The 26,315-nt window shown below is 58.1% G+C and carries 19 protein-coding genes; 6 read left to right on the top strand and 13 right to left on the bottom strand.

The genetic code is table 11. The features are described from left to right. Positions 1 to 108: 108 nt before the first annotated feature. Positions 109 to 1,446: a deoxyguanosinetriphosphate triphosphohydrolase gene (locus tag OQ287_RS07970; RefSeq protein WP_265896105.1), complete on the bottom strand. Its 1,338-nt coding sequence runs from the start codon at positions 1,444 to 1,446 to the stop codon at positions 109 to 111. 147 nt (positions 1,447 to 1,593) lie between these two features. Here OQ287_RS07970 and OQ287_RS07965 point away from each other — a divergent pair, with 147 nt between their 5' ends. Continuing rightward, on the top strand, positions 1,594 to 2,262 hold the full coding sequence (locus OQ287_RS07965) for an IclR family transcriptional regulator (protein WP_250935076.1): 669 nt from the start codon (positions 1,594 to 1,596) through the stop codon (positions 2,260 to 2,262). A 1-nt stretch (position 2,263) separates the two neighbouring features. On the opposite strand, the gene ntrC is transcribed toward OQ287_RS07965, so the two are convergent. The 4 genes from ntrC to glnA form a co-directional block, all read right to left on the bottom strand. Beyond that, entirely contained in the window at positions 2,264 to 3,676 is a 1,413-nt protein-coding gene (ntrC, locus tag OQ287_RS07960; RefSeq protein WP_250935074.1) for a nitrogen regulation protein NR(I), read from the bottom strand. After that, on the bottom strand, positions 3,666 to 4,739 hold the full coding sequence (gene glnL / locus OQ287_RS07955; RefSeq protein WP_322974109.1) for a nitrogen regulation protein NR(II): 1,074 nt from the start codon (positions 4,737 to 4,739) through the stop codon (positions 3,666 to 3,668). The genes ntrC and glnL overlap by 11 nt, the downstream gene beginning before the upstream one ends. 164 nt (positions 4,740 to 4,903) lie before the next feature. Then, the gene (locus tag OQ287_RS07950) at positions 4,904 to 5,479 is read right to left on the bottom strand and encodes a DUF4124 domain-containing protein (RefSeq protein WP_265896104.1); all 576 of its coding nucleotides are present in this window, start codon (positions 5,477 to 5,479) and stop codon (positions 4,904 to 4,906) included. 98 nt (positions 5,480 to 5,577) lie between these two features. After that, positions 5,578 to 6,987: a glutamate--ammonia ligase gene (gene glnA / locus OQ287_RS07945; protein ID WP_250935072.1), complete on the bottom strand. Its 1,410-nt coding sequence runs from the start codon at positions 6,985 to 6,987 to the stop codon at positions 5,578 to 5,580. 610 nt (positions 6,988 to 7,597) lie between these two features. On the opposite strand from glnA, the gene typA reads away from it, so the two are divergent. From typA to OQ287_RS07930, 3 genes are all read left to right on the top strand, one after another. After that, the gene (gene typA, locus OQ287_RS07940) at positions 7,598 to 9,427 is read left to right on the top strand and encodes a translational GTPase TypA (RefSeq protein WP_250935071.1); all 1,830 of its coding nucleotides are present in this window, start codon (positions 7,598 to 7,600) and stop codon (positions 9,425 to 9,427) included. 150 nt (positions 9,428 to 9,577) lie between these two features. After that, positions 9,578 to 10,876, top strand: coding sequence for a diguanylate cyclase domain-containing protein (locus OQ287_RS07935; RefSeq protein ID WP_265896103.1), 1,299 nt, complete (start codon positions 9,578 to 9,580; stop codon positions 10,874 to 10,876). A 113-nt stretch (positions 10,877 to 10,989) separates the two neighbouring features. Continuing rightward, complete coding sequence (locus OQ287_RS07930; protein WP_250935069.1) at positions 10,990 to 12,240, top strand: dicarboxylate/amino acid:cation symporter; 1,251 nt, start codon at positions 10,990 to 10,992, stop codon at positions 12,238 to 12,240. A gap of 71 nt (positions 12,241 to 12,311) precedes the next feature. On the opposite strand, the gene OQ287_RS07925 is transcribed toward OQ287_RS07930, so the two are convergent. The 3 genes from OQ287_RS07925 to OQ287_RS07915 form a co-directional block, all read right to left on the bottom strand. Continuing rightward, the gene (locus tag OQ287_RS07925; protein ID WP_250935068.1) at positions 12,312 to 12,923 is read right to left on the bottom strand and encodes a glutathione S-transferase family protein; all 612 of its coding nucleotides are present in this window, start codon (positions 12,921 to 12,923) and stop codon (positions 12,312 to 12,314) included. 164 nt (positions 12,924 to 13,087) lie between these two features. Next, complete coding sequence (locus tag OQ287_RS07920; protein WP_250935067.1) at positions 13,088 to 13,687, bottom strand: FMN-dependent NADH-azoreductase; 600 nt, start codon at positions 13,685 to 13,687, stop codon at positions 13,088 to 13,090. Positions 13,688 to 13,850: 163 nt separating this feature from the next. After that, positions 13,851 to 14,630 carry a ferredoxin--NADP reductase gene (locus tag OQ287_RS07915; protein ID WP_250935066.1) on the bottom strand — a complete coding sequence of 260 codons (780 nt, stop codon included), beginning with the start codon at positions 14,628 to 14,630 and terminating at the stop codon, positions 13,851 to 13,853. 136 nt (positions 14,631 to 14,766) lie between these two features. On the opposite strand from OQ287_RS07915, the gene OQ287_RS07910 reads away from it, so the two are divergent. Then, positions 14,767 to 15,690, top strand: coding sequence for a LysR family transcriptional regulator (locus OQ287_RS07910; RefSeq protein WP_250935065.1), 924 nt, complete (start codon positions 14,767 to 14,769; stop codon positions 15,688 to 15,690). 170 nt (positions 15,691 to 15,860) lie between these two features. Here the strand turns inward: OQ287_RS07910 and OQ287_RS07905 are convergent, their stop codons facing one another. The 4 genes from OQ287_RS07905 to OQ287_RS07890 all read right to left on the bottom strand — a co-directional run bounded on the left by OQ287_RS07905 (position 15,861) and on the right by OQ287_RS07890 (position 24,773). After that, positions 15,861 to 18,002: a methyl-accepting chemotaxis protein gene (locus OQ287_RS07905; protein WP_265896102.1), complete on the bottom strand. Its 2,142-nt coding sequence runs from the start codon at positions 18,000 to 18,002 to the stop codon at positions 15,861 to 15,863. A gap of 251 nt (positions 18,003 to 18,253) precedes the next feature. Then, entirely contained in the window at positions 18,254 to 20,410 is a 2,157-nt protein-coding gene (locus OQ287_RS07900; protein WP_265896101.1) for a methyl-accepting chemotaxis protein, read from the bottom strand. Then, a complete protein-coding gene (locus tag OQ287_RS07895; RefSeq protein WP_265896100.1) occupies positions 20,388 to 22,295 on the bottom strand; it encodes a methyl-accepting chemotaxis protein in 1,908 nt (635 codons plus the stop codon). Before OQ287_RS07895 ends, OQ287_RS07900 begins: the two co-directional genes overlap by 23 nt. 297 nt (positions 22,296 to 22,592) lie before the next feature. Further along, complete coding sequence (locus tag OQ287_RS07890; protein ID WP_265896099.1) at positions 22,593 to 24,773, bottom strand: methyl-accepting chemotaxis protein; 2,181 nt, start codon at positions 24,771 to 24,773, stop codon at positions 22,593 to 22,595. Between the two features lie 349 nt (positions 24,774 to 25,122). On the opposite strand from OQ287_RS07890, the gene OQ287_RS07885 reads away from it, so the two are divergent. Continuing rightward, positions 25,123 to 25,497 carry a hypothetical protein gene (locus OQ287_RS07885; protein ID WP_250935060.1) on the top strand — a complete coding sequence of 125 codons (375 nt, stop codon included), beginning with the start codon at positions 25,123 to 25,125 and terminating at the stop codon, positions 25,495 to 25,497. A 25-nt stretch (positions 25,498 to 25,522) separates the two neighbouring features. Here OQ287_RS07885 and OQ287_RS07880 read toward each other — a convergent pair whose 3' ends face one another. Then, on the bottom strand, positions 25,523 to 26,287 hold the full coding sequence (locus tag OQ287_RS07880; protein ID WP_407658244.1) for an amino acid ABC transporter ATP-binding protein: 765 nt from the start codon (positions 26,285 to 26,287) through the stop codon (positions 25,523 to 25,525). Between the last annotated feature and the right edge of the window lie 28 nt (positions 26,288 to 26,315).

Genomic DNA, 26,315 nt, shown 5'->3' with positions numbered 1-26,315 from the left:
ACGTCCATCACGCACACCTACTCAGGAGAGTATTTTAATGTGCCTTGTATAACAACCCGTTATCCATTTTCGCTTTCATTAGATCATGGCGTTATGGATACGTATCATTCAGTCCCCTTTCAATCGTCCTCCCATCTCCTGCGCCAGATCCACGGCATAGTGATCCGTCATGCCGCCAATGAAGTCCAGCATCCGCCGGTAGCTTGCATACAGCGACCAGGACGGCAGTGGCGTGTTTTCACCTATCAATGCCAGCACGCGCTCATGCTTGAAACTCGACTTGCCAGTGGTGTGCAGTTCATGCGCTGCGCCGATGAAGGCCTCCAGCAAAATGCCCAGAGTGGTATAGGCCCCGATTTCCAGCTTTGCCTTGCGCGGATTGCGAAAGATACGCTCCCGGGCGATCTGCTTGGCCTGACTGACGCCCCAGTGCAGGTCCGGGTGACACAGCTCCAGCAAATCACTTTCAAGGGCGCCGCCAAGCAACGAGGCTTCGTGATCAATGAACGCACGAGCCACTTCGTTAACGGCACGCTCCATGGCTGCACCGCGCAATACGGCGATCTGCCGCCGACGTGAAGCCCCCTCCTCCTTCATGCGCAGATAGTCCTCAGGGATGGTGCCGGCAATGCTGATCAGCACATCAGCCACCTCGTCAAAGGACAGAATCTCCATCTCGAGACCATCTTCCAGGTCGAGCAATGCATAACAGATGTCATCGGCGGCTTCGACCAGATAGGCCAGGGGGTGGCGGCACCAGACATCGTCATCCCGCTTCAGCAGACCCAGCTGCTCCGCAACGCTTTCCAGCAGTGTCCGCTCGGACTGATAGGCACTGAACTTGCCGCTGCGTCCGGCCTGCGTCACGGTCCACGGATACTTCATCATTGCTCCGAGGGTGGGCAGGGTCAGGCGCATTCCGCCACGAAACTGGTTGTACTCCACCTGAGTCACCACCCGGAACCCCTGGGCGTTGCCTTCGTAGGTCAAAAGATCCTGCACCTCCTGCTCAGACAATCCGTCAAACAGGGCCGGCTGACTGGCCAGGGTGCGACTGAACCAGTCACGAATGGCATATTCCCCCGCATGGCCAAATGGCGGGTTGCCGATATCGTGCGCCAGACACGCCGCCTGGACGATGACACCGATATCGGCAGGCGTCACATGAGCCGGCAGCCGAGAGGCCAGCCCCTCGGCCACCATCATGCCCAGACTGCGTCCCACGCACCCGACTTCCAGCGAGTGCGTCAACCGGGTGTGGATATGATCGTTCTCGGTCAGCGGATGGACCTGGGTCTTGCGCCCAAGACGGCGAAAGGAACCGGAAAAGACAATCCGGTCAAAGTCCTTGTGAAACGGTGACCGCCCGACTTCCCGCTCGGAACCGGCGGGCTTGTCATTGAGTCGGGCCGGGGCCAGAAGGCTGGCCCAGCGCATGGAAGACATGAGTTATTCCGCTGGCAAATGAATGAAGCGCTATTCTGGCACCGCTCTACCGGCCCTGCCAGCCAGGGGCACCTACTCGACCAAAGCGCAATGGTCGAGCGGTTTCACCTGACGCACCCTTGCAGAACATTCACGGAGATATCGCACATGGGCCAACAGCGTGTGGAATCAGTGGAGCGTGCGTTGACGTTGCTCAATACATTTTCTTCACGAAAACATATATTTACCCTGACCGAACTATCGCAGCATACCGGCTTTTATAAAAGCACGATCCTGAGGCTGGCGAGTTCGCTGGAGCGTTTTGGCTATCTCACCCGGGACACGGCCGGGGTTTATCATCTGGGCCCGGCCCTGGCTCGACTCGGTACTCTGGCCAGCGACCAGCATCCGGACATGGAAACCCTGATTCGCCCCCATCTTGTTCAGCTGAGAAACCGTACCCGTGAGACCGCGTCCTTCAGCACCCGTGACGGAGATACCCGCATCTGCCGCTTCCGCGAAACGGGTACCCATGAACTGTGCCACCTTGTCGAAGAAGGCAGCCGGTACGCGCTGGACAACGGCGCCACTGCACGCATGTTCGATGCCCCCCGTGATCAGCTCGTGCACGTCTCCCGTGGAGAGCGCACGTCCTCACTGGCCGCCGTGGCCGTGGCCCTGCGGGACCAGCAGGGGCGCCATCATGGTGTACTGGCACTGACCGGGCTCGACGAACGCTTCGACGAGGCCACCGTCGCGCTCTACAGCGATCTGCTTTTACAGGCCGCTGACCAGCTCGGGGCACAGCTGAGCCACTTTCAGGTACCGCCGCGATAGGTCAGTCCCCGTCGGCCAGAGCCGGCAGCAATGTCTTGAGCTTGCGCGTCAGGGTATTGCGCCCCCAGCCCAGCAGCTCGGCGGCCTCCCCCTTGCGTCCGCCGGTATGCTTGAGTGCCGTTTCGATCAGAATCCGTTCAAAGTCCGGAACGGCCTGTTCGAGCAGGTGGGTATGGCCTGCAGCAAGTGCCTGGTCGGCCCAGCCTCGGAATGCCCCCCGCCAGTCATCGGCATACCCTGCGTCCTGGCTGATATCACGCAGCTCAGGCGGTAGATCATCAATCAGGATTTCCCGCCCGGAGGCCATGACTGTCAGCCAGCGGCAGGTGTTTTCAAGCTGGCGTACATTGCCCGGCCAGGGAAGCGAGGCCAGGTGCATTTCGGCATCACGGGTCAGCACCTTGGACTCGGTGGACAGTTCCCTGGAGGCCTCGGCCAGAAAGTGGTGAGCCAGCCGGGGAATGTCTTCCCGGCGCTCCGACAGCCGCGGCAGATGCACGCGAATAACGTTGAGGCGGTGAAACAGATCCTCTCGGAAGCGGCCATCCTCGACCAGCGACTCCAGATGCTGATGAGTCGCGGCGATAATGCGTACATCGACCTTGACCGGGGTATGCCCGCCGACGCGATAAAACTCGCCATCAGCCAGCACACGCAACAGTCGTGTCTGGGTTTCTGCCGGCATATCCCCGATCTCGTCAAGAAACAGGGTGCCGCCATCGGCCTGCTCGAAACGCCCGCGTCGCTGAGAGGTTGCCCCGGTAAAGGCGCCCTTTTCATGGCCGAACAGCTCCGATTCCATCAGATCCTTCGGGATGGCCGCCATGTTGAGGGCAATGAAAGGAGCCCGTGATCGCGGACTGTGCTGGTGCAGTGCCTGGGCCACGCGTTCCTTGCCGGTCCCGGATTCGCCATTGATCATGACCGTGATGTGCGACTGGGACAGCCGGCCGATGGCACGAAAGACTTCCTGCATCGCCGGCGCCTCGCCGATGATTTCGGTGGTCAGACTTTCGGGAATATCCAGGGGCGCCTTGCGCTCGCGGGCATGCGCTACGGCGCGCCGCACCAGAGCCAGCGCATCATCGACATCAAACGGCTTGGGCAGGTACTCGAATGCGCCGCCCTGATAGGACGCCACGGCACTGTCCAGGTCTGAATGTGCGGTCATGACAATCACTGGCAGTTCCGGATAACGCTCCCGGGTTCGCGCCATCAGATCGAGCCCGTCCACACCGGGCATGCGAATATCGGTAACCAGTACATCCGGCGGCTGGCGCGCGATGGCTTCAAAGGCGGTCTCGGCACGTTCGAAACTTTCCACCTCCAGATCCGGGCAGGCCAGTGTGCGTTCCAGTACCCACCGGATGGCCCGGTCATCGTCAACAATATAAATGCGTGCGCTATCGGTCATGGGCAGTACGCTCCTTCTCTGATGGGGTCGGTTCCAGGGGGATCAGCAGACGAAACAGGGTTCTGCCCGGCTCGGAATCGCACTCGATCAAGCCGTGGTGCTGATGCAGGATGGACTGGGCAATGGAAAGCCCCAGCCCGCTGCCCTCGGCACGGCCGGAAATCATGGGATAAAACAGGGATTCGCGCAGCTGCTCCGGGATGCCGGGGCCGTTGTCGATAATGGATACTTCACATACCAGGCGGTGCCGTTCGGCGCCCAGCGTGAACTGCCGACGGGCGCGAGTCTTGAGTATCAGCCTGGGCGACTCGGTGCCACTCTCCTCCAGAGCCTGTACGCCATTGCGAGCCACATTCAGTACGGCCTGAATCAACTGGCGCTCATCGCCTACAAGCTCGGGCAGACTGGGGTCGTAATCGCCCACGAAGCAGACACGATTCGTTTCCGCGCGAAGCAGCGTACGCACCCGCTCCAGCACGGAGTGAATGTTCAAGGGCAGATGCTCGACCATGACGTTGGGGCCAAGCATGCGATCCACCAGATCCCGCAGCCGGTCGGCCTCCTCGACAATGATCCGGGTAAATTCCACCAGACTGTCATCTGGCAGGTCCCGCTCCAGAAGCTGTGCTGCGCCCCGAATGCCACCAAGCGGATTCTTGACCTCGTGAGCCAGTCCCCGCGTCAGCACCTTGACCATTTCCTGGCGCGCTACCAGCGCCTCTTCCCGGGAAATGCGCATCAGGCGATCCCGGGCTTCGAACTCCAGCAGCAGTTCATCCCGGGACAGGGGCGAAGCGGTGTAATCCACCGTAATGCTGCCGCCGTTACTCAGCGTCAGAGGCACCTCGCGCTGCGTATACGGGTGCAGCGTCGCCAGCGCCTGCCGCAATCGAACACCGATATCGGAATGTGCATCTTCGAGACACTCAAGGCCTGACTGCCGGACACGAAGCAGGCTGATGCCCAGCATGGCCTCGGCCGCCGGGTTCATCCACCGAACACGTAACGCCCCATCGAGCAGTACTACTGCGGTGGTGAGATTTTCTAGCAGCCGTTGGTACATCCTGTTCCCCGTCAGCGTGATTCACTGTGGTAGTGCAAGAAACGCGCCACTATTGGCACAACCGGCATAACATGCGCGCCGAGAGCGCAAAGGATAAAGGACCGGGCGCCAATGATGCACCATCAAGGTGCAAGGAGGATTTTCCTTTATTTCCGAATGCCCGTTCAGGGGGTATTAACACCTGAAACGCCGCCAACCGGACCCTGTCCGGCCCGGCGATTGACTCGGGCACGGTGCACAAACACCGTCACCGGTGGGGTACGACGCAACACGTTGCCCTGGCGGTCGAGCATTTCGGCCTGCAGGGTATGCTCGCCCCGCTCGACTCCGGAAACCATGAAGACCGTGGCATGCAGCGCCGACTGGCTGACGCGCCCATCCAGCATCAGCCGAACCCGATGCACTTTCTCAAGTGCAGGCACCACCGTTACGGAGACCTGGATATCACCGGCATAGCCAGGCGGAATCGTCGACTCGTTCGCCGGTGAATCAATCACAAAGCGCCGATACGCTGATGCAGCGTCCTGCTGAACCGAGGCAGACGGCGTTGCCATCCCCCTGGGTACGGCAGGTACCACGCCGGGCGTGGGTACCGATACAGGGTTGCCTCCCGGCAGGGGATGGTCGGAAAAGTGCACCTGTCCCTGTTCATCCACGGTGCGATATACCGTGGCAGCCTGGGCACCCCATGCCCCTGCCAGCAGCAAAAGCGCTGCGATGCCTGCCCCTTTTTTCCTCATGACACTCCTCGCCTGCCTGCCGCCCGATCAGAGCGTGTACTGCGTATTTCAGCACAAAAAAAGCCCCGCCGAAGCGGGGCCTTTCGATAACACAGCGATCAGAGGCTGTAGTACATGTCGAATTCGATCGGGCTCGGCGCCATGCGCAGGGCCGTTACGTCTTCTTCCTTGAGCTCAAGGTAGGCCTTGATCATGTCATCAGTGAACACACCACCTTCGGTCAGGAAGGCGTGGTCATCCCTGAGCGCCTGCAGGGCTTCTTCAAGGCTTGAAGCCACTGTAGGTACGGCTTCGGCTTCTTCTGCCGGAAGGTCGTACAGGTTCTTGTCCATCGCGTCGCCAGGATGGATCTTGTTCTTGATCCCGTCGATGCCGGCCATCAGCATGGCAGAGAATGCCAGGTACGGGTTGGCCGTCGGGTCAGGGAAGCGCAGCTCGACACGCTTGCCTTTCGGGCTGGAGGTATAGGGAATACGCAGTGATGCAGAGCGGTTACGCGCGCTGTAGGCGAGCATGACCGGCGCTTCAAACCCAGGTACCAGACGCTTGTAGGAGTTGGTGGACGCGTTGGTAAACGCGTTCAGGGCACGTGCATGCTTGATGATGCCGCCGATGTAGTAAAGCGCAGTTTCAGACAGACCCGCGTACTCATCACCTGCAAACATGTTTTCGCCGTCTTTCCAGAAAGACTGGTGAACATGCATGCCGCTGCCGTTGTCGCCAGCCATCGGCTTGGGCATGAAGGTGGCCGTCTTGCCGTACGCGTGCGCCACGTTGTGGATCACGTACTTCATGGTCTGAACTTCGTCAGCCTTCTTGACCAGCGTGTTGAACTTCACGCCGATTTCGTTCTGACCGGCGTTGGCCACTTCGTGGTGGTGTACTTCAACGCTCTGACCCACGGCTTCGAGGGTATTACACATTGCACCGCGAATGTCGTGGAAGCTGTCGACCGGCGGTACCGGGAAATAGCCACCCTTCACACGCGGGCGGTGGCCCATGTTACCGCCTTCACCGGTGGTGGAGTCGGTTGACCAGGCGCCTTCTTCGGAAGAGATCCGGTAGAACGAGCCCTGCATGTCGGTCTTGAAATGCACTTCATCAAAAATGAAGAACTCAGGCTCCGGGCCGAAGAAGGCGGTATCGCCCAGGCCGGTGCTGTTCAGGTAGGCTTCGGCGCGCTTGGCGATGGAGCGCGGATCACGCTCGTAGCCCTGCATGGTGGCCGGCTCGATGATGTCGCAGCGCAGCACCAGCGTGGGGTCTTCGGTGAACGGATCAAGATAGGCAGTGCCATCCTGCGGCAGCAGGATCATGTCGGACTCGTTGATGCCCTTCCAGCCTTCGATGGAGGAACCGTCGAACATCTGACCAACTTCGAAGAACTCGTCATCAACGGAGCGGGACGGGATAGTGACGTGATGTTCCTTGCCCTTGGTATCGGTAAACCGCAGGTCGACCCACTTGACGTCGTGCTCTTCAATCAGGGCAAGCGTTTTATCTGCCATGGTATTCCTCCAATATGAGCCTGGCTCGAGATGGCGTATGTAATGCTGCAACGAACTAACGGATATAAAGTGTAGTCGGCGCCTTGTTTGAGTGCAGACTGCCTTTTGACTGTGCAATTGCAATGCATTGAGCGTGCCAAAATGGGGCGAGGCATCACATGCAATATGCAAGCATCTGTTTTAAAGCATAAATCAAAATACAAAAATGCCTTTCTTCACCGAAACACCGTCCTGCCATCGCTCGGATCTCTCTGGCACGGCCATGACATGCACCAATATGACACATAATGAATACCGAACGCTCCCTCCTGGTGCAACACACCCTGACAGAGAGGCTGACGGCCTGTTTCAGCAGGCCAATACGCTACAACCAGGTCGATTGCGTAAAATTAAGTGCTTCTTGGCTTGAAGCCAGGACCGGAACCCACGACAATAGCGACCACTTCGATGCCCGGCATCGATGTCTTTAAAAGCAGGTGTGGCTGTTTCGTGGTTTGCAGGCCTGCCGCAAGGAGACACGCAGTACCCCCGCAGCAGATGCCGCATCTCATGACAAGCACCCGTGGCGCACTCCTACTTATCTGGCGCCCCTTCCTGACAGGACCCCGTTGTGATCGAAAAGCTTCGTAATATTGCCATCATCGCGCACGTCGACCATGGCAAAACTACCCTGGTCGACAAACTGCTCAGCCAGTCCGGTACGCTGGACCGCAAGGCAGAAGGCCAGGAACGCATCATGGATTCCAATGACCAGGAAAAGGAACGTGGTATTACCATCCTGGCCAAGAATACCGCGATCCGTTGGCAGGCCCCCAATAACGAGGATGTCTACCACATCAACATCGTGGACACCCCTGGACACGCTGACTTCGGTGGCGAAGTCGAGCGCGTCATGTCCATGGTCGATTCCGTACTGCTGCTGGTCGATGCCGTTGACGGCCCGATGCCGCAAACGCGCTTCGTGACCCAGAAAGCCTTCGACCAGGGCCTGAAGCCGATCGTTGTGGTCAACAAGATCGATCGTCCGGGCGCACGTCCTGACTGGGTTGTCGATCAGATCTTCGATCTGTTCGATAACCTGGGTGCCAGCGATGATCAGCTCGACTTCCCGATCATCTACTGCTCTGCCCTGAACGGCATTGCCGGCATGGACCCTGAAGATCTGGCTGACAACATGGATCCCATGTTCCAGGCCATCGTCGACATCGTCGAGCCGCCCAAGGTCGAACTTGAAGCACCGTTCCAGATGCAGATCTCTGCCCTGGACTACAACAGCTATGTCGGCGTTATCGGCCTGGGCCGCATCAAGCGCGGCAGCGTCAAGCCGAACCAGCAGATCACGGTTGTCACCAAGGAAGGCGCTACCCGCAAGGGCAAGGTCGGCCAGGTCATGACTCATATGGGTCTGGACCGTGTACAGACCGATGAAGCCACCGCTGGTGACATCATCTGCATCACCGGTATCGAAAATCTGGCGATTTCCGACACCCTGTGCGACAACAGCGCCGTGGAAGCCCTGCCGCCGCTTACCGTTGACGAACCTACCGTGTCGATGACCTTCCAGGTCAATGATTCGCCGTTCGCGGGCAAGGAAGGCAAGTACGTGACCAGCCGTAATATCAAGGACCGTCTTGATCAGGAGCTGATTCACAACGTGGCACTGCGTGTTGAACAGGGCGAAACGCCCGAGAAGTTCAAGGTCTCCGGCCGTGGTGAGCTTCACCTGTCCGTACTGATTGAAAGCATGCGTCGCGAAGGCTTCGAGCTGGCCGTGGGCCGTCCCGAAGTCATCATCAGGGAAGTCGACGGCGTCAAGCAGGAACCTTACGAAGAAGTCATCATCGACTGTGAAGAGCAGCATCAGGGCTCGATCATGGAAGAACTGGGCTATCGCAAGGGTGAAATGACCAACATGAACCCGGATGGCAAGGGCCGTGTTCGTCTGGACTTCATCATTCCTGCACGTGGTCTGATCGGTTTCCGTGGTCAGTTCCTGACCCTGACTTCCGGCACCGGTATTCTGACCAGCCGCTTCGATCACTACGGCCCGCTGAAGCCCGATGCCTCCATCGAGCGTCGCAACGGTGTACTGGTCTCCATGGTCGGCGGCAAGGCACTGGCATACGCGCTGTATGCCCTGCAGGATCGCGGCAAGCTGATCATCGACCATGCCACGGAAGTCTACGAAGGCATGCTGATCGGTATCAACAACCGTGCCAACGACATGGTGGTCAACCCGACCAAGGGCAAGAAGCTCGATAACATGCGCTCAACGGGTAATGACGAGAACATCGTTCTGACACCGCCGATCAAGTTCACACTGGAACAGGCCATCGAGTTCCTGGATTCAGATGAACTGGTGGAAGTTACTCCGCTGCACATCCGTCTGCGCAAGAAGCACCTGACGGAAAACGAGCGCAAGCGTTTCAAGAAAAACTGAACACGTTCAGCGTTTGACATGAAAGGGGCGCCCCACCGGGGCGCCCCTTTTTTTATGCATTATTCCTGTTTTGTAACCTGATCCCTGTCAACCGCCGGACTCTTGCGCCGATAACAGGTTATTGCCCAATGAACACGCCTCAGGTGCCCAATGATTCACGACCCGGATGCCCTCCGCCCGCGCGAAGCAGTGTTGCAACACCTGCTTGACGGTATTACAGAATTCATTGTTCTGAAGGATGGCAAGGGGCGCTGGCTTGTTGCCAATCAGGCCGTAGTAAATACCTATGGCCTGCAGGACCTCGACTTTCTCGGCAAGACCGACCTGGAATTACTGGCCCTGCGGCCGGAGCATGAATCCGCCTACCGCTATAACATCAAGACAGACGAACAGGCCTGGGCACATGGCAGTGCGTTGACGGTGTACAAGCAGTTCGAGATCAACGGGCGCATGAATACCTGGGAAGTGGTCAAGCTTCCCCGTTTCACGCCGGATGGTGCACGCGATCAACTGCTTATTGTCAGCCGAAACATTACAGACCGGGTAGAAGCAGAGGCGGCCCTGCGCGACAACGAGCAGAAGTACCGCCTGATCGCCGAGAACATGACTGATATCATCGGCACACGCAATGCAAGGGGCATCCTGACCTATCTCTCGCCCTCTCTCGAGTATCAGTTAGGCCACCGCCCGGAAGATTACGTGGGCCGTCAGCCCGGCCGGCTGATTCATCCCGACGACATGCTCATTCTGCAGCAGACAAGCCCCACCGACATAGGTTGCCTTGATGTCCATACCCGGCCGGTACGTTGCCGGCTTAAAAACAGCGCTGGTGAATATCGCTGGTTTGAAATTACCCGTGCCCTGACCCGGGAGCAGAACACCTCCAGCTACCAGGTGGTATTTGCCTGCCGGGATATTCATGAGCGAGTACATTACGAACAGCAACTGCAGGACATGGCCTACAGGGACCCGCTGACCGGCGTAGCCAATCGACGCCAGTTACTGGACAGCCTGCAGGACCTTATCAATACCACGCCCGCCAGACTGGCCGTACTGTATCTGGATGTTGATCATTTCAAGGGCATCAATGATCACTTCGGCCATGACATCGGCGATGAGCTCCTGATATCACTGGCACACCGGCTTGGCCAACAGACCGGCGGCAACGACCTGGTGGCACGCATCGGTGGCGACGAGTTCGTGGTGGTGTTGAGCAATACGGATCATGAAAAGGCCCGCCGAGTGGCCGATCAACTCTGCACCACACTTGCCAGGCCCTGGCATATCAAGGGCAGCGAATACCGCACGACCTCCTCCATTGGCATGGCGTTTTATCCCGACGATGGGCAGCATGTGCATACCCTGCTGAACCGGGCAGACCAGGCTCTTTTCCGCGCCAAGAATGCCGGGCGTGCCTGCGTCATGGTATATGACCCCACCATGCGCTGACTCTCACCGCCCGACTTTTGTATTACCCCCACGCATCGTTCCTCGAAACAGGTAGTCTGACGCACCTGAAGCCGCCGGTATTTCACTGACGGCCCTGAAAGAGGAAGGCCCACGTGCCACGGAACAAGGCGTCATCTCATTTTTATCAACGCATCCCCTTGTGGGTAAGGATTCTTGCAGGCCTCGCCCTCGGCGCACTGACAGGCGCCCTGTTCGGCGAACAGGCCAGTGTTCTGAAACCTCTTGGAGATATATTTATCAGCGCCATCAAGATGTTGATCGTGCCGCTGGTATTTTCAACACTGGTGGTCGGTATTACCGCCATGCGCGATCCGAAGAAAATGGGCCGTATCGGCAGCAAGACCATTGCCCTTTATCTGTTGACCACGGCGTTTGCCATTGCCATCGGCCTGCTGGCAGCCTGGCTGTTTCAACCCGGCACGGGACTGTCGCTGTCCTTTGACACGCCGGTGGATGCGAAGGAAGCGCCTTCGCTGGTCGATATCCTGGTAGGCCTTGTGCCCCAGAACCCGATTGATGCGCTGGCATCCGGCAATATTCTGCAGATCATTGTCTTTGCCATCGGCCTCGGGATATCGCTGACGCTGATTGGTGAAAAGGGCGAACCGGTTGTACGCGTATTCGAGAGCTTTGCCGAAGCCATGTACAAGCTCACCGAGCTCGTCATGGCGTTCGCCCCCTTTGGCGTATTCGGCCTCATGGCCTACGTGGCCGGCAATTATGGTCTGGATGTGCTGCTTCCCCTGGCCAAGGTCATTGGCGTCGCCTATGCCGCCAGTATTGTCCATGTTCTGGTCGTATATTCAGGCCTGCTGAAACTGCTCGGTGGACTCAACCCGGTGCGCTATCTGCGTGGCAGCCTGGATGCTCTGGTCGTGGCGTACTCGTCAGCATCGTCTTCCGGCACGCTGCCGGTGTCCATTCGCTGCGCGCAGCGCAATCTGGGGGTTTCGGAAGGGGTTTCCGGATTCGTCCTGCCGGTGGGCGCGACCATCAACATGGACGGCACAGCCATCTATCAGGGCGTTGTAGCCGTCTTCGTTGCACAATTGACCGGAACCGACCTGTCGATGGCCGATTACGGCATGATCATCATGACCGGCACACTGGCTTCGATCGGTACAGCGGGTGTGCCCGGTGCAGGCCTGATCATGCTCTCGATTGTGATGTCTCAGATCGGCCTGCCGCTGGAGGCCATTGCAGTCGTCGCCGGTATTGACCGGATTCTGGATATGGCGCGTACCAGCGTCAACGTGGCCGGTGATCTGATGGTCACTACGCTGATCGGCAAGAGTGAAGGTGAACTGGATCTCGATATCTACAACCGCAAGGATACGGTCTAACCTGACAGCGATTGCGTGACGCCCTGATGATCCAGCCGCTGCCTCCGATTTCACGACGGAGGCAGCGGCGCTCAGCAGGCCTCGCGTCGTCGGGCACGTTCAAAGGCCGGCCGGGCAATCATCTCGCTGGTATAGGCATCGAGCGTTTCGGGCAGCTCGTGTTTTACCATGCCACGGGCCCACGCAAGAGTCTGCGCAAGGAACAGGTCCGCCAGTGACAACGCGCCGGTCACATGGCCCTGGCCGTCAAAGCGTCTCATCAATGCCTGCATCGCCTTGTCGAACTCCCACCTTGCCACGGGGATGATATCGTCGCGGCGCTGTGCTTCGGGCAGCAGGAATGAGTGCTTGGCCTGTGTCCAGAGCGGCTGCTCGAGTTCGGTCGTAATAAATGACAGCCATTGATCCACTACCGCCTGGCCGGCCGGATCGGCAGGCATCAATCGATGCTCCCCATCGCGAACGGCCAGATAGCGGCAAATGGCCGCGGACTCGAACAGGGTCAGATCCCCGTCACACAGGACAGGTACCTTGCCATCCGGATGGCGCGCGAGGTGCTCTGGCTGCTGACCTGCCCCCGACTTCAGGTCCACCATCCGATACTCGTATTCAAGCGAAAGCTCCTCAAGAACCCAGGCCACGCGCGCAGAGCGCGAATGGGGATAGCCATACAATACGATCATGATCGACTCCTTTGATGCCTTGAATGGTGCTACTGCCATCCTGCCTGATTCAGGGTAAGCCACAGACCATATTCGTGCCGTCCAAAAAAAACACCGCGACAGGCGCGGCGTTTCATGGTCAAGGGCGCTGATGGGCGCCGAGGCAGGACTGATGGCTCAAAAGCTCAAAGCCACTGATCAATGGCATCGCGTGCCTGCGACTGCGCACTTTCGGCAGACTCCGGCCCCATGGCCAGCCCCTCCGCGTAGATAATCTCGACATCGCTGATACCGATAAAGCCCAAAAACGTCCGCAGATACGGGGCTACGAAGTCTTCCGGTGAATCCTTGTGAATCCCGCCGCGCGTCGTCAACACCAGCGCACGCTTGCCATCAATCATCCCTTCAGGGCCGTTTTCCGTATAACGGAACGTCACACCGGCGCGGGCAACAAGATCAATGTAGGCCTTGAGCTGGATGGGCACCGAGAAGTTATACATTGGCGCCGCCATGACGATAACGTCGTGTGCCTTGAGTTCGTTGATCAACGCATCCGACAGGTCCAGTGCATCCTGCTGGCGCGGTGTCAGGGTGGCATCGCTCGGCCGCATGGCACCGACCAGCTCACCATCCAGCATCGGAAGCGGATTTTCAGCCAGATCACGCACGGTGACACTGCCCTGGCCATGGGTTTCTTCCCACTGGGCAATGGTGTGGTCAGCAAGCTGGGCAGACTGGGAAAACGTGGAAAGAATGCTGGATTTCAGGACCAGAAGACGTGACATGATGGCTTCTCCGGGTGCGTCGGCACCGTAAGGCAGGTAGTTGAAGCCATCTTACTGTTCATTAAATCGAATGAAAAACGGATAAAATCCGCGGATACATTCGATTTAATCATACAAAAGGCGCCCGAAGGCGCCTTCTCATACCAGGGGATCCGGCCGCGGTCTACTTCTCGACAAAGGCACGTTCGATCACGTAATCGCCCGGCTCGCCCATCCGCGGAGATACCTTGAATCCCAGCTCATCCAGTACCTGGCTGCTTTCATCCAGCATGGCCGGGCTACCACAGATCATCGCCCGATCCTGCTTCGGATCCATCGGCGGCAGCCCCGTATCTTCAAACAGCTTGCCGGTACGAATATGGTCGGTCAGACGTCCCATGGTCGGGTAGTCTTCACGAGTCACGGTCGGGTAGTAGACCAGCTTTTCGCGGATGTCATCACCCAGATACTCGTGCTCGGGCAGTTCTTTGGTAATGAACTCCTGATACGCCAGCTCGTTGACATAGCGCACGCCATGAATCAGCACGATCTTGTCGAAGCGCTCATAGGCTTCCGGGTCCTGAATCAGGCTCATGAAAGGCGCAAGCCCGGTACCGGTTGAAAGCATGTACAGGTTACGGCCCGGCAGCAGATCATCAAGGACAAGGGTACCGGTCGGCTTGCGGCTGACGAGCAGGGAATCCCCGACCTTGAGGTGCTGAAGGCGTGAGGTAAGCGGGCCGTCCTGTACCTTGATCGAGAAGAACTCCAGGTGATCCTCGTAGTTAGGGCTGGCTACCGAATAGGCACGGGCCAACGGCTTGCCATCCACTTCGAGACCGATCATCACGAACTGGCCGTTCTTGAAACGCAGTGTACGCTCACGCGTCGTGGTAAAGCTGAAAAGCGTGTCGTTCCAGTGATGAACGCTCAGAATTTCTTCTGTTGAAAACTTGCTGCTCATGCCGCGGTATCCTTTGAAGTACAGGCACCCGTATGAATGTGCCGTAAGAGTCTGGCGCCAGTGTAGAGAAAGAATCATTATCCGTTAAATGAATTGTTTAAATATTAAATATCCATTCTGCAGATAAGGGGCCGCCATGCGATTTACGCTACGCCAGCTCGAAGTATTCATTGCCGTAGGCCAGGTTGAAAATGTGTCCAGGGCTGCCGGCACACTGGCCCTTTCCCAGTCGGCCACCAGCACCGCACTGGCCGAACTGGAGCGGCAATTCGACTGTCAGCTGTTCGACCGAATCGGCAAGCGCCTCAAATTGAATGCCATGGGATTTCAGCTACTGCCCAAGGCCGTGTCGCTGCTCGACCGGGCCGAGGAAATTGAAGAGCTGCTGCGAGGACAGACCGGCGTCGGCTCACTGGATATCGGTGCGACCCTGACCATAGGAAACTACCTGGCCACCCTGCTGATCCGTGATTTCAAGATTCGTCACCCGGACAGCCGGGTTCACCTTCACGTCCGCAATACGTCCACCATCATCGAGCGCATCGTCCATCATGAGCTGGACCTTGGGCTGATCGAGGGCGACCTTCAGCATCAGGACGTCATCATGCAGCCCTGGGTGGCAGATCACCTGAGTGTTTTTTGTGCACCCGGTCATCCCCTGGCGCATCAAAGCGTATCCATGGAGCGATTGCTCCGGGAGGAATGGATCATGCGGGAGGAAGGCTCCGGCACGCGACGCACACTTGAGCAGGCCATGCGCCATCGCCATCAACGCTTTGAGATACAGCTGGAGCTGGAGCATACCGAGGGGATCAAGCGGGCAGTAGAGGCCGGGCTGGGGATTGGCTGCATCTCTCGCCTTGCCCTGAAGGATGCCTTTCGTCGTGGCAGCCTTGCCCCCATTCATACACCCGACATGGACCTGAGCAGACAATTCTATTTCATATGGCACCGGCAGAAGTACCTGACCGCCGGTGTACGTGAGTTTCTGAAATTGTGCCGAGACATGACGGCCAACGCACACAGCAGTGACGATATCGTGTTACCGCACGCACCGTAAGCCCATAAAAAAAGCGCCGACAATGTCGGCGCCCAAAGAGAAGATCCTGCGCATGGCGCTGGGCTTCTCGGCGACATGGTGCGATGTCACCCAACGCCGCACCATTCATTACAGCGCCATGCGCTGTGATATCCCGCTACATGCCTTTCTCGTGCTCCTCAAGGTGCCGATCATGCATGGTCATAATGCTGTTCATGATCACGAACAGGGGAACGATGTACTGCCGATGATCCGCCTGATGACGACGCCCCGCTGAACGCTGCGTCGCTGACCTTGAATGTTCCTACTATTTCGGCCAAACGCGCCGCTTCTTGACTAAGTGCGTCCGATGCCGCAGCAGATTCTTCAACCAGAGCCGCATTTTCCTGCGTCATCTGGTCAAGCTGGGATACAGCCTGGTTGACCTGCGAGATCCCGGTATTCTGCTCGTTGGCCGCAGTCGTGATCTCACCGATCAGATCATTGACCCGCTTGACCTGCTCAACGATATCGCCCATCTGCTGACCGGCATGCTGTACCAGCGTTTCACCGGTGGAGGTCCTTTCAACCGAGGCATCGATGAGGGTCTTGATTTCCTTGGCCGCCTTGGTGCTGCGGTTGGCCAGGCTACGCACTTCCTCGGCCACCACGGCAAAGCCACGGCCCTGCTCACCGGCACGCGCTGCCTCGACAGAAGCATTAAGGGCCAGCAGGTTGGTCTGGAAGGCAATGGCGTCAATCACACCAATGATACTGACGATTTCCTTCGAAGAAGCGCTGATCTCCTTCATGGTGCCGACCACCTCGGCCATCATCGAACCGCCCTGTTCGGCAGAGCGTGCGGCATTCGAGGCAAGTGTCGATGCCTGACCGGAGGCGCCGGCAGAAGAGGCGACCGTGCTGGTCAGCTCTTCCATTGCCGCCGCCGACTGCTCAAGGCTTGCCGCCGTGTTTTCGGTACGCCGGGACAGATCCAGACTGCCGGTGGAAATCTCGGCCGAGGACAGCCTCACGTTTTCGCTGCTGTGGCGCACATCAATCATGACTCGCTCGATCTTGTCGACAAAGGCGTTGAACTGGGTGGCTACTTCTCCCAGCTCATTGCGACCGCCATTGGGCAGGCGCTGCGTCAGATCACCATCACCCGAGGCAATATTGCGAAGCCGTTGAGCCAGCTCACCCAGAGGCCTAGCAATACTACGACCAACACTCCAGATCATGGCAAGACCAATAGCAGCCACCAGAGCGCTGACCATGAGCATCCAGAACAAGTCACTTTTGGCCTTGGAAACCAGCTGAGCCTGCATGGCGTTCAGATCCGCCAGAGCGGCCGACATCGGCAGCTCCATCATCAGGATCCAGCGTGTATTGGTACCAGCAACGTTAAAGGGCTGATAGAGCCGAATCATGCCACTGCTGTCATCGAGGGAATAAACGGACTGTCCTGAAGTACGGACCTGCTGCAGCAACTGACGTGAATCATCGGATACGATGCTTGATGCCTTTTTACCCAGAGAGGAAGCGTCAGCACTGTTGGCAATGACATTGTCGAGCGAGGTGATCAATGCAATATTGCCGGCGCCGTTATAGATCCCCTGATTGGTATCGACCAGAAGCTGCTGGATGAAATCAACCGCAATATCCCCCCCGATGACGCCTTTGAACGTGCCATCGACCATGATGGGTGCATTGAAGGAGACAAGCATGACCTGCTTGCCGTTCACGTCGAAGATTGCCGGATCAGTGATGCAGGCTTCACCGGTTTTTTTCGGACAAAGGTAATAGGCCCCTTTTTCCTCGCCGGCAGGCGTTATCTCCGTACTGTCGATTTCATCTCCCTGAACGATATTGCCGACCGTGCCATCATCGTTGAGAAAGAATACCGGCATGAAGCGTCCGGATGCATCAGCGTAGGGCGCTCCTTGCGCGCCGGCGTAATTGGCATCAGCGCCGAACGCATCAGGTTCCCAGCCCACATAGATATCACGCAGAAAGTCGTTTTTTCGAAGCACCTGCGTCAAAGTATCGACCATCTTGCGGCGGGCTCCGTCCTCGTCACTATCGAGCGTTTCATTGGTAGCAGCGACCGTACTGACGATACTGAGCGCCTGGCCAAAGTTGGTATTGATGCGCGTGGCCTGCTTGGATGCCTCGGTTTCCAGTCGCGCCTTCAGCGACGACATCAGCATGTCCTTTGAACTTTCCTGCACGAAGGACTGGGTTTGCGACGCCGAGTAGGCGCTGTACATCAACATCGCCGCCACTACCGCCAGGATAGATGCCCCTGCCGAAATCGCCACGAAGTGCTTGACCGACTTAAAGCGTTTTATCATCTGAGTTCACCCTGCAAAGGTTAGCCGGCTTACAAGGCACGGAGCCGTCGTACGCCAACGCGGTTCACGGCCATGCTGGCTTGCAGTAGAGGTGTCGCATCGGAACCGATACGAGGCCATGAAGGAGTATTGAAACTATCGGCCTGAGTGAAACGAACCTTGAAGATTTTCGCCTGTATATCTTCCTGACTGAAACGGCGCCCGAAGGCGCCGTTTCAATGATTTTATAAGCAATATTTGATATTTAATGGTCAAACATGCGCAGCCTCATCGTGGGTTCGACGAGAGGAGTTCACGGGCCTGCCGCTGTCCGAGTGCGTCGACGGACCGCTACTATCCGGGCCACTGAACTCACTGACCCGGAACGTCCCGACAATTTCAGCCAGACGCGCCGCTTCCTGGCTAAGTGCGTCCGATGCCGCAGCAGATTCTTCAACCAGAGCCGCATTTTCCTGCGTCATCTGGTCAAGCTGGGATACGGCCTGGTTGACCTGCGAGATCCCGGTATTCTGCTCGTTGGCCGCAGTCGTGATCTCACCGATCAGATCATTGACCCGCTTGACCTGCTCAACGATGTCACCCATCTGCTGACCGGCATGCTGTACCAGCGTTTCACCGGTGGAGGTCCTTTCAACCGAGGCATCGATGAGGGTCTTGATTTCCTTGGCCGCCTTGGTGCTGCGGTTGGCCAGGCTACGCACTTCCTCGGCCACCACGGCAAAGCCACGGCCCTGCTCACCGGCACGCGCTGCCTCGACAGAGGCATTAAGGGCCAGCAGGTTGGTCTGGAAGGCAATGGCGTCAATCACACCAATGATGCTGACGATTTCCTTCGACGAAGCGCTGATCTCCTTCATGGTGCCGACCACCTCGGCCATCATCGAACCGCCCTGTTCGGCAGAGCGTGCGGCATTCGAGGCAAGTGTCGATGCCTGACCGGAGGCGCCTGCAGAAGAGGCAACCGTGCTGGTCAGCTCTTCCATCGCCGCCGCCGACTGCTCAAGGCTTGCCGCCGTGTTTTCGGTACGCCGGGACAGGTCCAGACTGCCGGTGGAAATCTCGGCCGAGGACAGCCTCACGTTTTCGCTGCTGTGGCGCACATCGGTCATGACTCGCTCGATACGCTCCACAAAGGCGTTGAACTGCATCGCAACCCGCCCGAGTTCATGACGACCTACCACCGGCAGACGCTGAGTGAGGTCTCCTTCACCCGAGGCAATATCGCGCATGCTCTCGGCCACATCCGCCAGCGGCGAAGCAATACCGCGGCCGACCCACCAGATAAAGGCCAGACCGATACCCGCCACCACGGCACTGACCAGCAGCATCCCGAAAATATCGTTCTGCCGCTGATCGGCGAGCTGCGCCTGCATGGCATTAAGATCTGCCAGCACGGCGGCTTCAGGCAAACGAAGCACCAGTGTCCAGGTAACGCCTGTATTGCCGATCTCGAATGGCCGATACAGCTCGATCATGCCACTGTCGGCATCGGTGAAGTTCAGGGTCTTGCCGCTTTGACGCGCCTCGGAGATATGCCTCGCTGCGCTCGCGCCCAGCACGGCATCAGCCGACTTGCCCAGCTTGTCCTTGTCACCGGTAAAGGCCACGAGACGCCCCAGAGGAGCCACCAGCGCCATGCTGCCGGCACCGTTATAAAGCGCCTGGTTGGCATCACTCAGAAGCGTCTGAATGAAGTTGACTGACAGGTCGGTGCCGACCACGCCGCGGAAGGTGCCATCAACCATGATGGGCACATTGAAGGAGGTCACCATGACCTGCTTGCCGTCATAGTCATAAATGGCAGGGTCGATGACACAGATCTGCCCCTTTTCCTTCGGACACAGATAGTACTCTCCTTCACGTACGCCGGAGTCCATACGCTTCTGGCTGTCCATGGTCCCGCCCAGCGGCAGCACTTCCACGTCACCGGTCGATGTGCGATACCACCAGGGCATGAAGCGCCCGCTTCCGTCATAGCCGTTGGTTTCCTGGCCGGCAAACTCGGCGTCGCTGCCAAAGGCATTGGGCTCCCACCCGATGAACGCGTCCAGCAGGGCCGGATTCCTGACCACGGCCTGACGCACCATGGCCGACAGCTCATTACGAGTAATGTCCAGTACCGGGCCATTGGCACCGGCCGCCATCAGTTCATTGGCATGGGCCAGTTCCTTCGCAACGCTCAGCGCACCTTCCAGTTTCAGGTTGATCTGGCCGGCCTGATCAGAAGCCACCGAGGCCAGCCGGGCATCGGTGGTTTTCTTCAGCAGGGTTTCGGTACTGTCTGCCACCGTGGCTTCGGTACGTGTGGTCGAAACGTAGTTGTAACCCAGCAGGGCCAGCACCACGGCCAGAAGACAGGCCCCCGCTGCGAGCACGACAAAGTGCTTAATCGAGGTAAAGTGCTTCATCAGAATGATGTCCTGTAGTTGAACGAGAAGGTTTGGAGATGTGATGTGGTGCCGTGCGAGGTGCCCTGGCCGGTGTGGTGTCGTCGCTCAGGGTAAAAACGGCGATGATTTCGGCAAGACGCAGGGCTTCCTGACTGAGGGCATCGGAGGCTGCCGCAGACTCTTCCACGAGGGCGGCATTTTCCTGGGTCATCTGATCCAGCTGCGAGACCGCCTGATTCACTTGAGAAATACCGGTATTCTGTTCATTGGCGGCCGTATTGATTTCACTGATCAGGCCGTTGACGCGCTGTACCTGCTCAACAATGCCCTTCATCTTCTCGCCCGCCTGCTGGACCAGTACCTCACCATTTGCTGTTTTTGCCACCGAGGCATCGATCAGCGTCTTGATTTCCTTTGCAGCCTTGGTGCTTCGGTTGGCCAGACTTCGTACCTCTTCGGCCACGACAGCAAAGCCGCGGCCCTGTTCACCGGCGCGCGCCGCTTCAACCGACGCATTGAGGGCCAGCAGGTTGGTCTGGAAGGCGATGGAATCGATGACACCGATGATATTGACGATTTCCCTGGAGGATTCGCTGATATCACGCATTGTGCCGACCACTTCACTCATGACTTCTCCGCCTTCTTCAGCCGCTCGAGTGGCTTCAGAGGTCAACTCGGTGGCATGACGAGAGGATTCAGCCGAATTTGCGACCGTACTGGTCAGCTCTTCCATTGCCGCTGCGGATTCTTCAAGGCTTGCAGCGGTATTTTCCGTCCGGCGTGACAGATCAAGGCTGCCGGTGGAGATTTCAGCGGATGCCAGCTTGACGTTTTCGCTACTGCCACGCACATCCAGCATGACCCGGTTGATCTTCTCGACGAAGGTATTGAACGATTGCGCGATCTGGTTGACCTCATCATCGCGCCTGGACAGCGGCAGCCGGTGTGTCAGATCACCGTCGCCGGTACTGACCTCATTCATGGCATCACGCACTTCGTGCATCCGACGGAAAATCGGAGTCAGGATGGCCCAGAGCAGCAGGGAGGCCACCAGACCTACCACGATCAGCGCGGCGATGGTGGTCTTGACGATACTGGTCAGGCCGGCCATGGCCTCGGTACGATCAAGGGCAATGACCAGCGTCCAGCTGGATCCCTCTACCGGATTGGCAAACAGCAGTACCCCCTGGTTACCAATGGATGTCTCCAGAATAGAGTGAGAGCGTCCCGCTTCCTGAAGCGATGCCATGCTCAGTCTGCTGTCCACATCCGACAACGATTTCAGCACCAGGGAGCGATCCGGGTGTGCAATCACGGTGCCGGAATCATCGACCAGAAAGGCGTAGCTGTGTTCGGTGGGCCTGATGGAGTTTACATTTCTGGTCACGCTGTCCAGCCCGACATCCCCGGCCAGCACGCCGATGACCTGGCCATCACGGGCGATGGGCTGTGCATAGGCCAGCGCCAGGCTGTTGGTCGAGGCATCCATGTAGGGTTTGGTGACAATCATGCTGCCTTTGGCCACGGCATCCTTGTACCAGGTGCGTTGTGTCGGCTTGAAATCCGCCGGGGGCACCCAGTCGCTGTTGGATACAAAGCGGTTGTCACCGTAGCCCATGTAAACCATGGAGAATCCGCCGCTTCGAGCCGCCTGCTTGAAACTTGCAACGGCATTATCCGACACTGCACCCGGGGCGGCTGCGGCCAGAATGGCCCGCTTGTTGGCATCCCAGTCATGAATGGACTGACTGTATCCTTCACTGATGGATGACAGGTTGTTTTTAATGGAGGCATCGTTGTAGGCACTGGTCACCATATAGGTAGCCAGACCTGTCAGTGCAAGGGCCATAATGATAGTGGCGACACAGAACACCAGTATCCGGGCACGAATCGACGTCAGCATGGGCTTTTTCTCTCGTAGTAGCGCGGTACCACGCCAAATAAGGTGAAGTACCTCAGATAACGGCCCACACCCTGGGTCCTTGAGACAGGAGCCGATCACAACGTTGAAAATGCGTGATATACGATTAACTCCCGCGGCTGGCCGACAGCATTCAACCGGGTAAAAGGGCCTGTGCATCGGGAAAGATGCAGGCAAGGCGGGTGTCAGGCGGGCTGATAAGCATCACGCCCACATGACGTGGGCGTGATATCTGAAGGGGCGGATCGGGAGACCGATCCGACTGGAGGCATCATCGCATCAGGATGACTGGATGAGCTCCTCTCGGGCTTCGTGATGCCTGACAGATGACGCTGAATGAGCGGCACGCCCCTGAGACGAGTGGGTAATAACGCTGGCATGCTCGCCGCGCTCGCCCAGATGAAATACGCCAATGATCTCGGCAAGACGACTTGCTTCCTGACTCAGTGCATCCGAGGCAGCCGCGGATTCCTCCACCAGCGCCGCATTTTCCTGTGTCATCTGATCCAGCTGCGAGACCGCCTGGTTTACCTGGAAGATACCGGCATTCTGCTCACTGGCGGCCGTATTGATTTCTCCGATCAGCGCGTTGACACGCTGTACCTGTTCGACGATTCCCTTCATCTTATCGCCGGCCTGTTGAACCAGCACCTCGCCATTGGCCGTCTTTTCAACCGAGGCATCGATCAGTGACTTGATCTCACGAGCAGCCTTGGTACTACGGTTGGCCAGGCTGCGCACTTCCTCGGCAACCACCGCGAAGCCGCGTCCCTGCTCACCGGCCCGGGCCGCTTCCACAGACGCATTGAGGGCCAGCAGGTTGGTCTGGAAGGCGATGGAATCGATCACACCGATGATGTTGACGATTTCACGCGAAGACTCGCTGATATCTCGCATGGTCCCCACGACATCGCTCATCACTTCACCACCCTGCTCTGCTGCACGGGTCGCCTCGGCAGTCAGCTCGGAGGCGTGACGTGAGGATTCGGCCGAGTTTGCGACGGTGCTGGTCAGCTCCTCCATCGCGGCAGCGGACTCTTCAAGACTGGCGGCGGTATTTTCCGTTCGGCGCGACAGGTCAAGGCTACCAGTGGAGATTTCTCCGGACGCCAGCTTGACGTTTTCACTGCTGTCCCGCACGTCCAGCATGACGCGGTTGATCTTGTCGACAAAGGCATTGAACTGGGTCGCCACGGCGGCCAGCTCATTGCGGCCCGACACCGGCAGCCGCTGCGTGAGATCACCATCACCACTGGCAATATCCTGCATTCGCGCTGCGAGATTGCCCAGGGGTCGGGAAATACCGCTGCCCACCCACCAGATAAAGGCAAGTCCGAGCGCGGTTACCAGTGAGCTGATAATGAGCATGCCAACCAGATCCGTCGTACGCTGCTCATGAAGTTCCTTCTGCAACACCGCCAGATCAGCCATGACGGCCTCGATAGGCAGCTGCATGACCAGTGTCCAGGTAGCACTGGTGTCACCGATTCTGATCGGCTGATAGAACTCGATGATGCCAGTGTCATTATCGGTCATGCTGACCGCCTGACCACTTGTGCGCGCCTGATCCAGACGGCCAAGGCCGGAAGCGCTCAGCACGTTACTCGCGGGCTTGCCGAGCTGCGACGCGTCCCCGGTGAAGGCCACCAGCCTGCCAACAGGGGCCACCAGTGCCATGCGGCCGGCGCCATCGTAGAGAGCCTTGTTGGCCTGAACCAGCTCCGACTGAATGAAATCGACCGACAAGTCAGTACCCGCAAGGCCACGAAAGGTGCCATCTACCATGACAGGCACGGTGAAGGTTGCCACCATGATCTGCTTGCCGCCAAAGTCGTAGAACGCCGGATCAACCACACAGGACTTGCCACTTTCCTTGGAGCACAGGTAGTACTCGCCACGCCGAATGCCAGAATCCATCATGGTAAGGTTTTCCATCCCGCCCTCCTCCAGCGACAGGACTTCCACCTCTCCCTTGTCATTGCGATAGGACCAGGGCCTGAAACGCCCGGTGCCATCGTAGCTGTCCGTGGTGCCGGCCGGCGCAACATAAGTGCTGTCGTTGCCCACGGCATTGGGCTCCATGCCAATGAAGGCATCCAGCACGAAGCTGTTATTGTGGACGGCCTGCTTTACCAGTGCAGACAGTTCGGGACGCCCGAAACCGTAGGTAGTATCCGAGCCATCAGCTTCGACGGCCAGCTCAGTGGCACTGGCCAGATCACCGGCAATGACCAGCGCCTTTTCAAGCTGTCGGTTTATCTGACCGGCACTGGAATCCGCCAGTATGGAGAGACGTTCATTGATACCGTCCTTCAATAGCCCGGTGGTCCGTTCGGAAACGGCCTCTTCGGTGCGCTGAGTGGCGATATAGTTGTAGACAAGAAGTGTAGCGACGACCGCCAGGATACAGGCACCCGAGGCAAGTACGACGAAGTGTTTTATGGACTTGAATTTTTTCATGTTTTATGGCCCACGCTGGTCTTGGGGAAGCTTGCTTCCTGGCTTGGGCTTCAGATGATTTCCGGATCTGAATCCAAAGCGTTTCCATTGGATAACGACGCCACCAGACATAAACTTGACAACCGCGGTACACTACTTTTGTTAACAGGGAGCAGCATCGAAGAGTCATGAGCACACGACCGACAGGCCCGTGATGCCGGCCGGCGACGTGCTGCTGCGCAGCCCGCACCTGCACACATACATACCGCAACGGTTCGATACATCAATCCAGGGACAGCATTGAGCGGATTCGCTAGGATGTGCGTCCACATCACCGTGATGTGACCTTCTATCGACGACACAAAGAGCCATGAGAAACTTCTTCTTTCCCTACCGCCCCCTGTCCCGCCGCGTGATAAGCACCCTCCATGGGCTTGTTCAACTTGCCATTCTCGGCAGCGGTGGCTACTGGCTGTGGCTGGGAGGCCTTCATCAGGAACTGATTCGCTGGGGCACGGGGGTCGGCACCATGGTGGCTGCCATGGCGGTCATGCGGCTATTGGCCGAGCTGTGGATGCTGCCTCATTATCTGAAGGCGCAGGTCATTGCCATGTCTGCCCGGGCACCGATCATTACCCGCGCCAATGACGCGCGTACCGGACGTCCGCCGGACGTCCGAGACATTCATGAAGAGGAAGGTGTGAGTGAAGCCCGCAAGGCCAGCCGTAAAAAGGCCTCGAAGTAATTCAGCCCCCGGCACCGGCAGGCGGTCAGTGGCCGAGAATCTGGCCGAGGAAGGCCCTGGTGCGCGGCGACCGGGGATGGTTAAAGAAGGTTTCGGGGTCGTTTTCCTCGATGATCTGGCCTTCATCCATGAAAATCACCCGGTCAGCCACGGTTCTGGCAAATCCCATTTCGTGAGTGACACACAGCATGGTCATTCCCTCCTCGGCCAGCTCGATCATCACATCCAGCACTTCCTTGATCATTTCCGGGTCCAGGGCCGAGGTCGGTTCATCAAACAGCATCACGTCAGGATGCATGCACAGGGAGCGGGCAATCGCTACTCGCTGCTGCTGTCCTCCTGACAGCTGCCCAGGATACTTGTGTGCCTGGTCGGCGATTTTCACGCGCTCCAGATACATCATTGCAGTATCAACGGCCTTTTTACGCGGTGTCTTCTTGACCCAGACCGGCGACAGGCAGCAGTTGTCCAGCACACTCAGGTGCGGAAACAGATTGAAGTGCTGAAACACCATGCCCACGTGCCGACGAATCTGTTCAACCCGCTTCACGTCCCGCGTCATGGTTATACCATTGACGATGACATCGCCCGCCTGGTGTTCCTCCAGATGATTGATGCAGCGGATCATGGTGGACTTGCCCGAGCCTGACGGCCCGCAGATCACGATCCGCTCCCCCTTGCGTACCGTCAGGTCGATATCCCTGAGAACGTGAAACTCCCCATACCACTTGTTGAGCCGTTGAAGCTCGATCATGGGTATATCCGATGAAGTAGTCTGCACACTGCCCATAACGCCCTCCTTTTCATTATTCTCGTGG

Source organism: Larsenimonas rhizosphaerae (genome assembly GCF_026240105.1).
Classification (GTDB): domain Bacteria; phylum Pseudomonadota; class Gammaproteobacteria; order Pseudomonadales; family Halomonadaceae; genus Larsenimonas; species Larsenimonas rhizosphaerae.
Note: the sequence above shows the minus strand (reverse complement) of the source record. Positions and strands in the feature narration are given on the sequence as shown.

What these genes read in the sequence shown, in the direction of transcription:
- OQ287_RS07890 (WP_265896099.1), bottom strand. Translation starts at nt 24,773, where the DNA reads ATGAAAAAATTCAAGTCCATAAAACACTTCGTCGTACTTGCCTCGGGT.
- OQ287_RS07925 (WP_250935068.1), bottom strand. Translation starts at nt 12,923, where the DNA reads ATGATCGTATTGTATGGCTATCCCCATTCGCGCTCTGCGCGCGTGGCC.
- glnL (WP_322974109.1), bottom strand. Translation starts at nt 4,739, where the DNA reads ATGTACCAACGGCTGCTAGAAAATCTCACCACCGCAGTAGTACTGCTC.
- OQ287_RS07915 (WP_250935066.1), bottom strand. Translation starts at nt 14,630, where the DNA reads ATGAGCAGCAAGTTTTCAACAGAAGAAATTCTGAGCGTTCATCACTGG.
- glnA (WP_250935072.1), bottom strand. Translation starts at nt 6,987, where the DNA reads ATGGCAGATAAAACGCTTGCCCTGATTGAAGAGCACGACGTCAAGTGG.
- ntrC (WP_250935074.1), bottom strand. Translation starts at nt 3,676, where the DNA reads ATGACCGATAGCGCACGCATTTATATTGTTGACGATGACCGGGCCATC.
- OQ287_RS07900 (WP_265896101.1), bottom strand. Translation starts at nt 20,410, where the DNA reads ATGAAGCACTTTACCTCGATTAAGCACTTTGTCGTGCTCGCAGCGGGG.
- OQ287_RS07965 (WP_250935076.1), top strand. Translation starts at nt 1,594, where the DNA reads ATGGGCCAACAGCGTGTGGAATCAGTGGAGCGTGCGTTGACGTTGCTC.
- OQ287_RS07905 (WP_265896102.1), bottom strand. Translation starts at nt 18,002, where the DNA reads ATGATAAAACGCTTTAAGTCGGTCAAGCACTTCGTGGCGATTTCGGCA.
- OQ287_RS07895 (WP_265896100.1), bottom strand. Translation starts at nt 22,295, where the DNA reads ATGCTGACGTCGATTCGTGCCCGGATACTGGTGTTCTGTGTCGCCACT.
- OQ287_RS07910 (WP_250935065.1), top strand. Translation starts at nt 14,767, where the DNA reads ATGCGATTTACGCTACGCCAGCTCGAAGTATTCATTGCCGTAGGCCAG.
- OQ287_RS07970 (WP_265896105.1), bottom strand. Translation starts at nt 1,446, where the DNA reads ATGTCTTCCATGCGCTGGGCCAGCCTTCTGGCCCCGGCCCGACTCAAT.
- OQ287_RS07950 (WP_265896104.1), bottom strand. Translation starts at nt 5,479, where the DNA reads ATGAGGAAAAAAGGGGCAGGCATCGCAGCGCTTTTGCTGCTGGCAGGG.
- OQ287_RS07935 (WP_265896103.1), top strand. Translation starts at nt 9,578, where the DNA reads ATGATTCACGACCCGGATGCCCTCCGCCCGCGCGAAGCAGTGTTGCAA.
- OQ287_RS07880 (WP_407658244.1), bottom strand. Translation starts at nt 26,287, where the DNA reads ATGGGCAGTGTGCAGACTACTTCATCGGATATACCCATGATCGAGCTT.
- OQ287_RS07920 (WP_250935067.1), bottom strand. Translation starts at nt 13,687, where the DNA reads ATGTCACGTCTTCTGGTCCTGAAATCCAGCATTCTTTCCACGTTTTCC.
- OQ287_RS07885 (WP_250935060.1), top strand. Translation starts at nt 25,123, where the DNA reads ATGAGAAACTTCTTCTTTCCCTACCGCCCCCTGTCCCGCCGCGTGATA.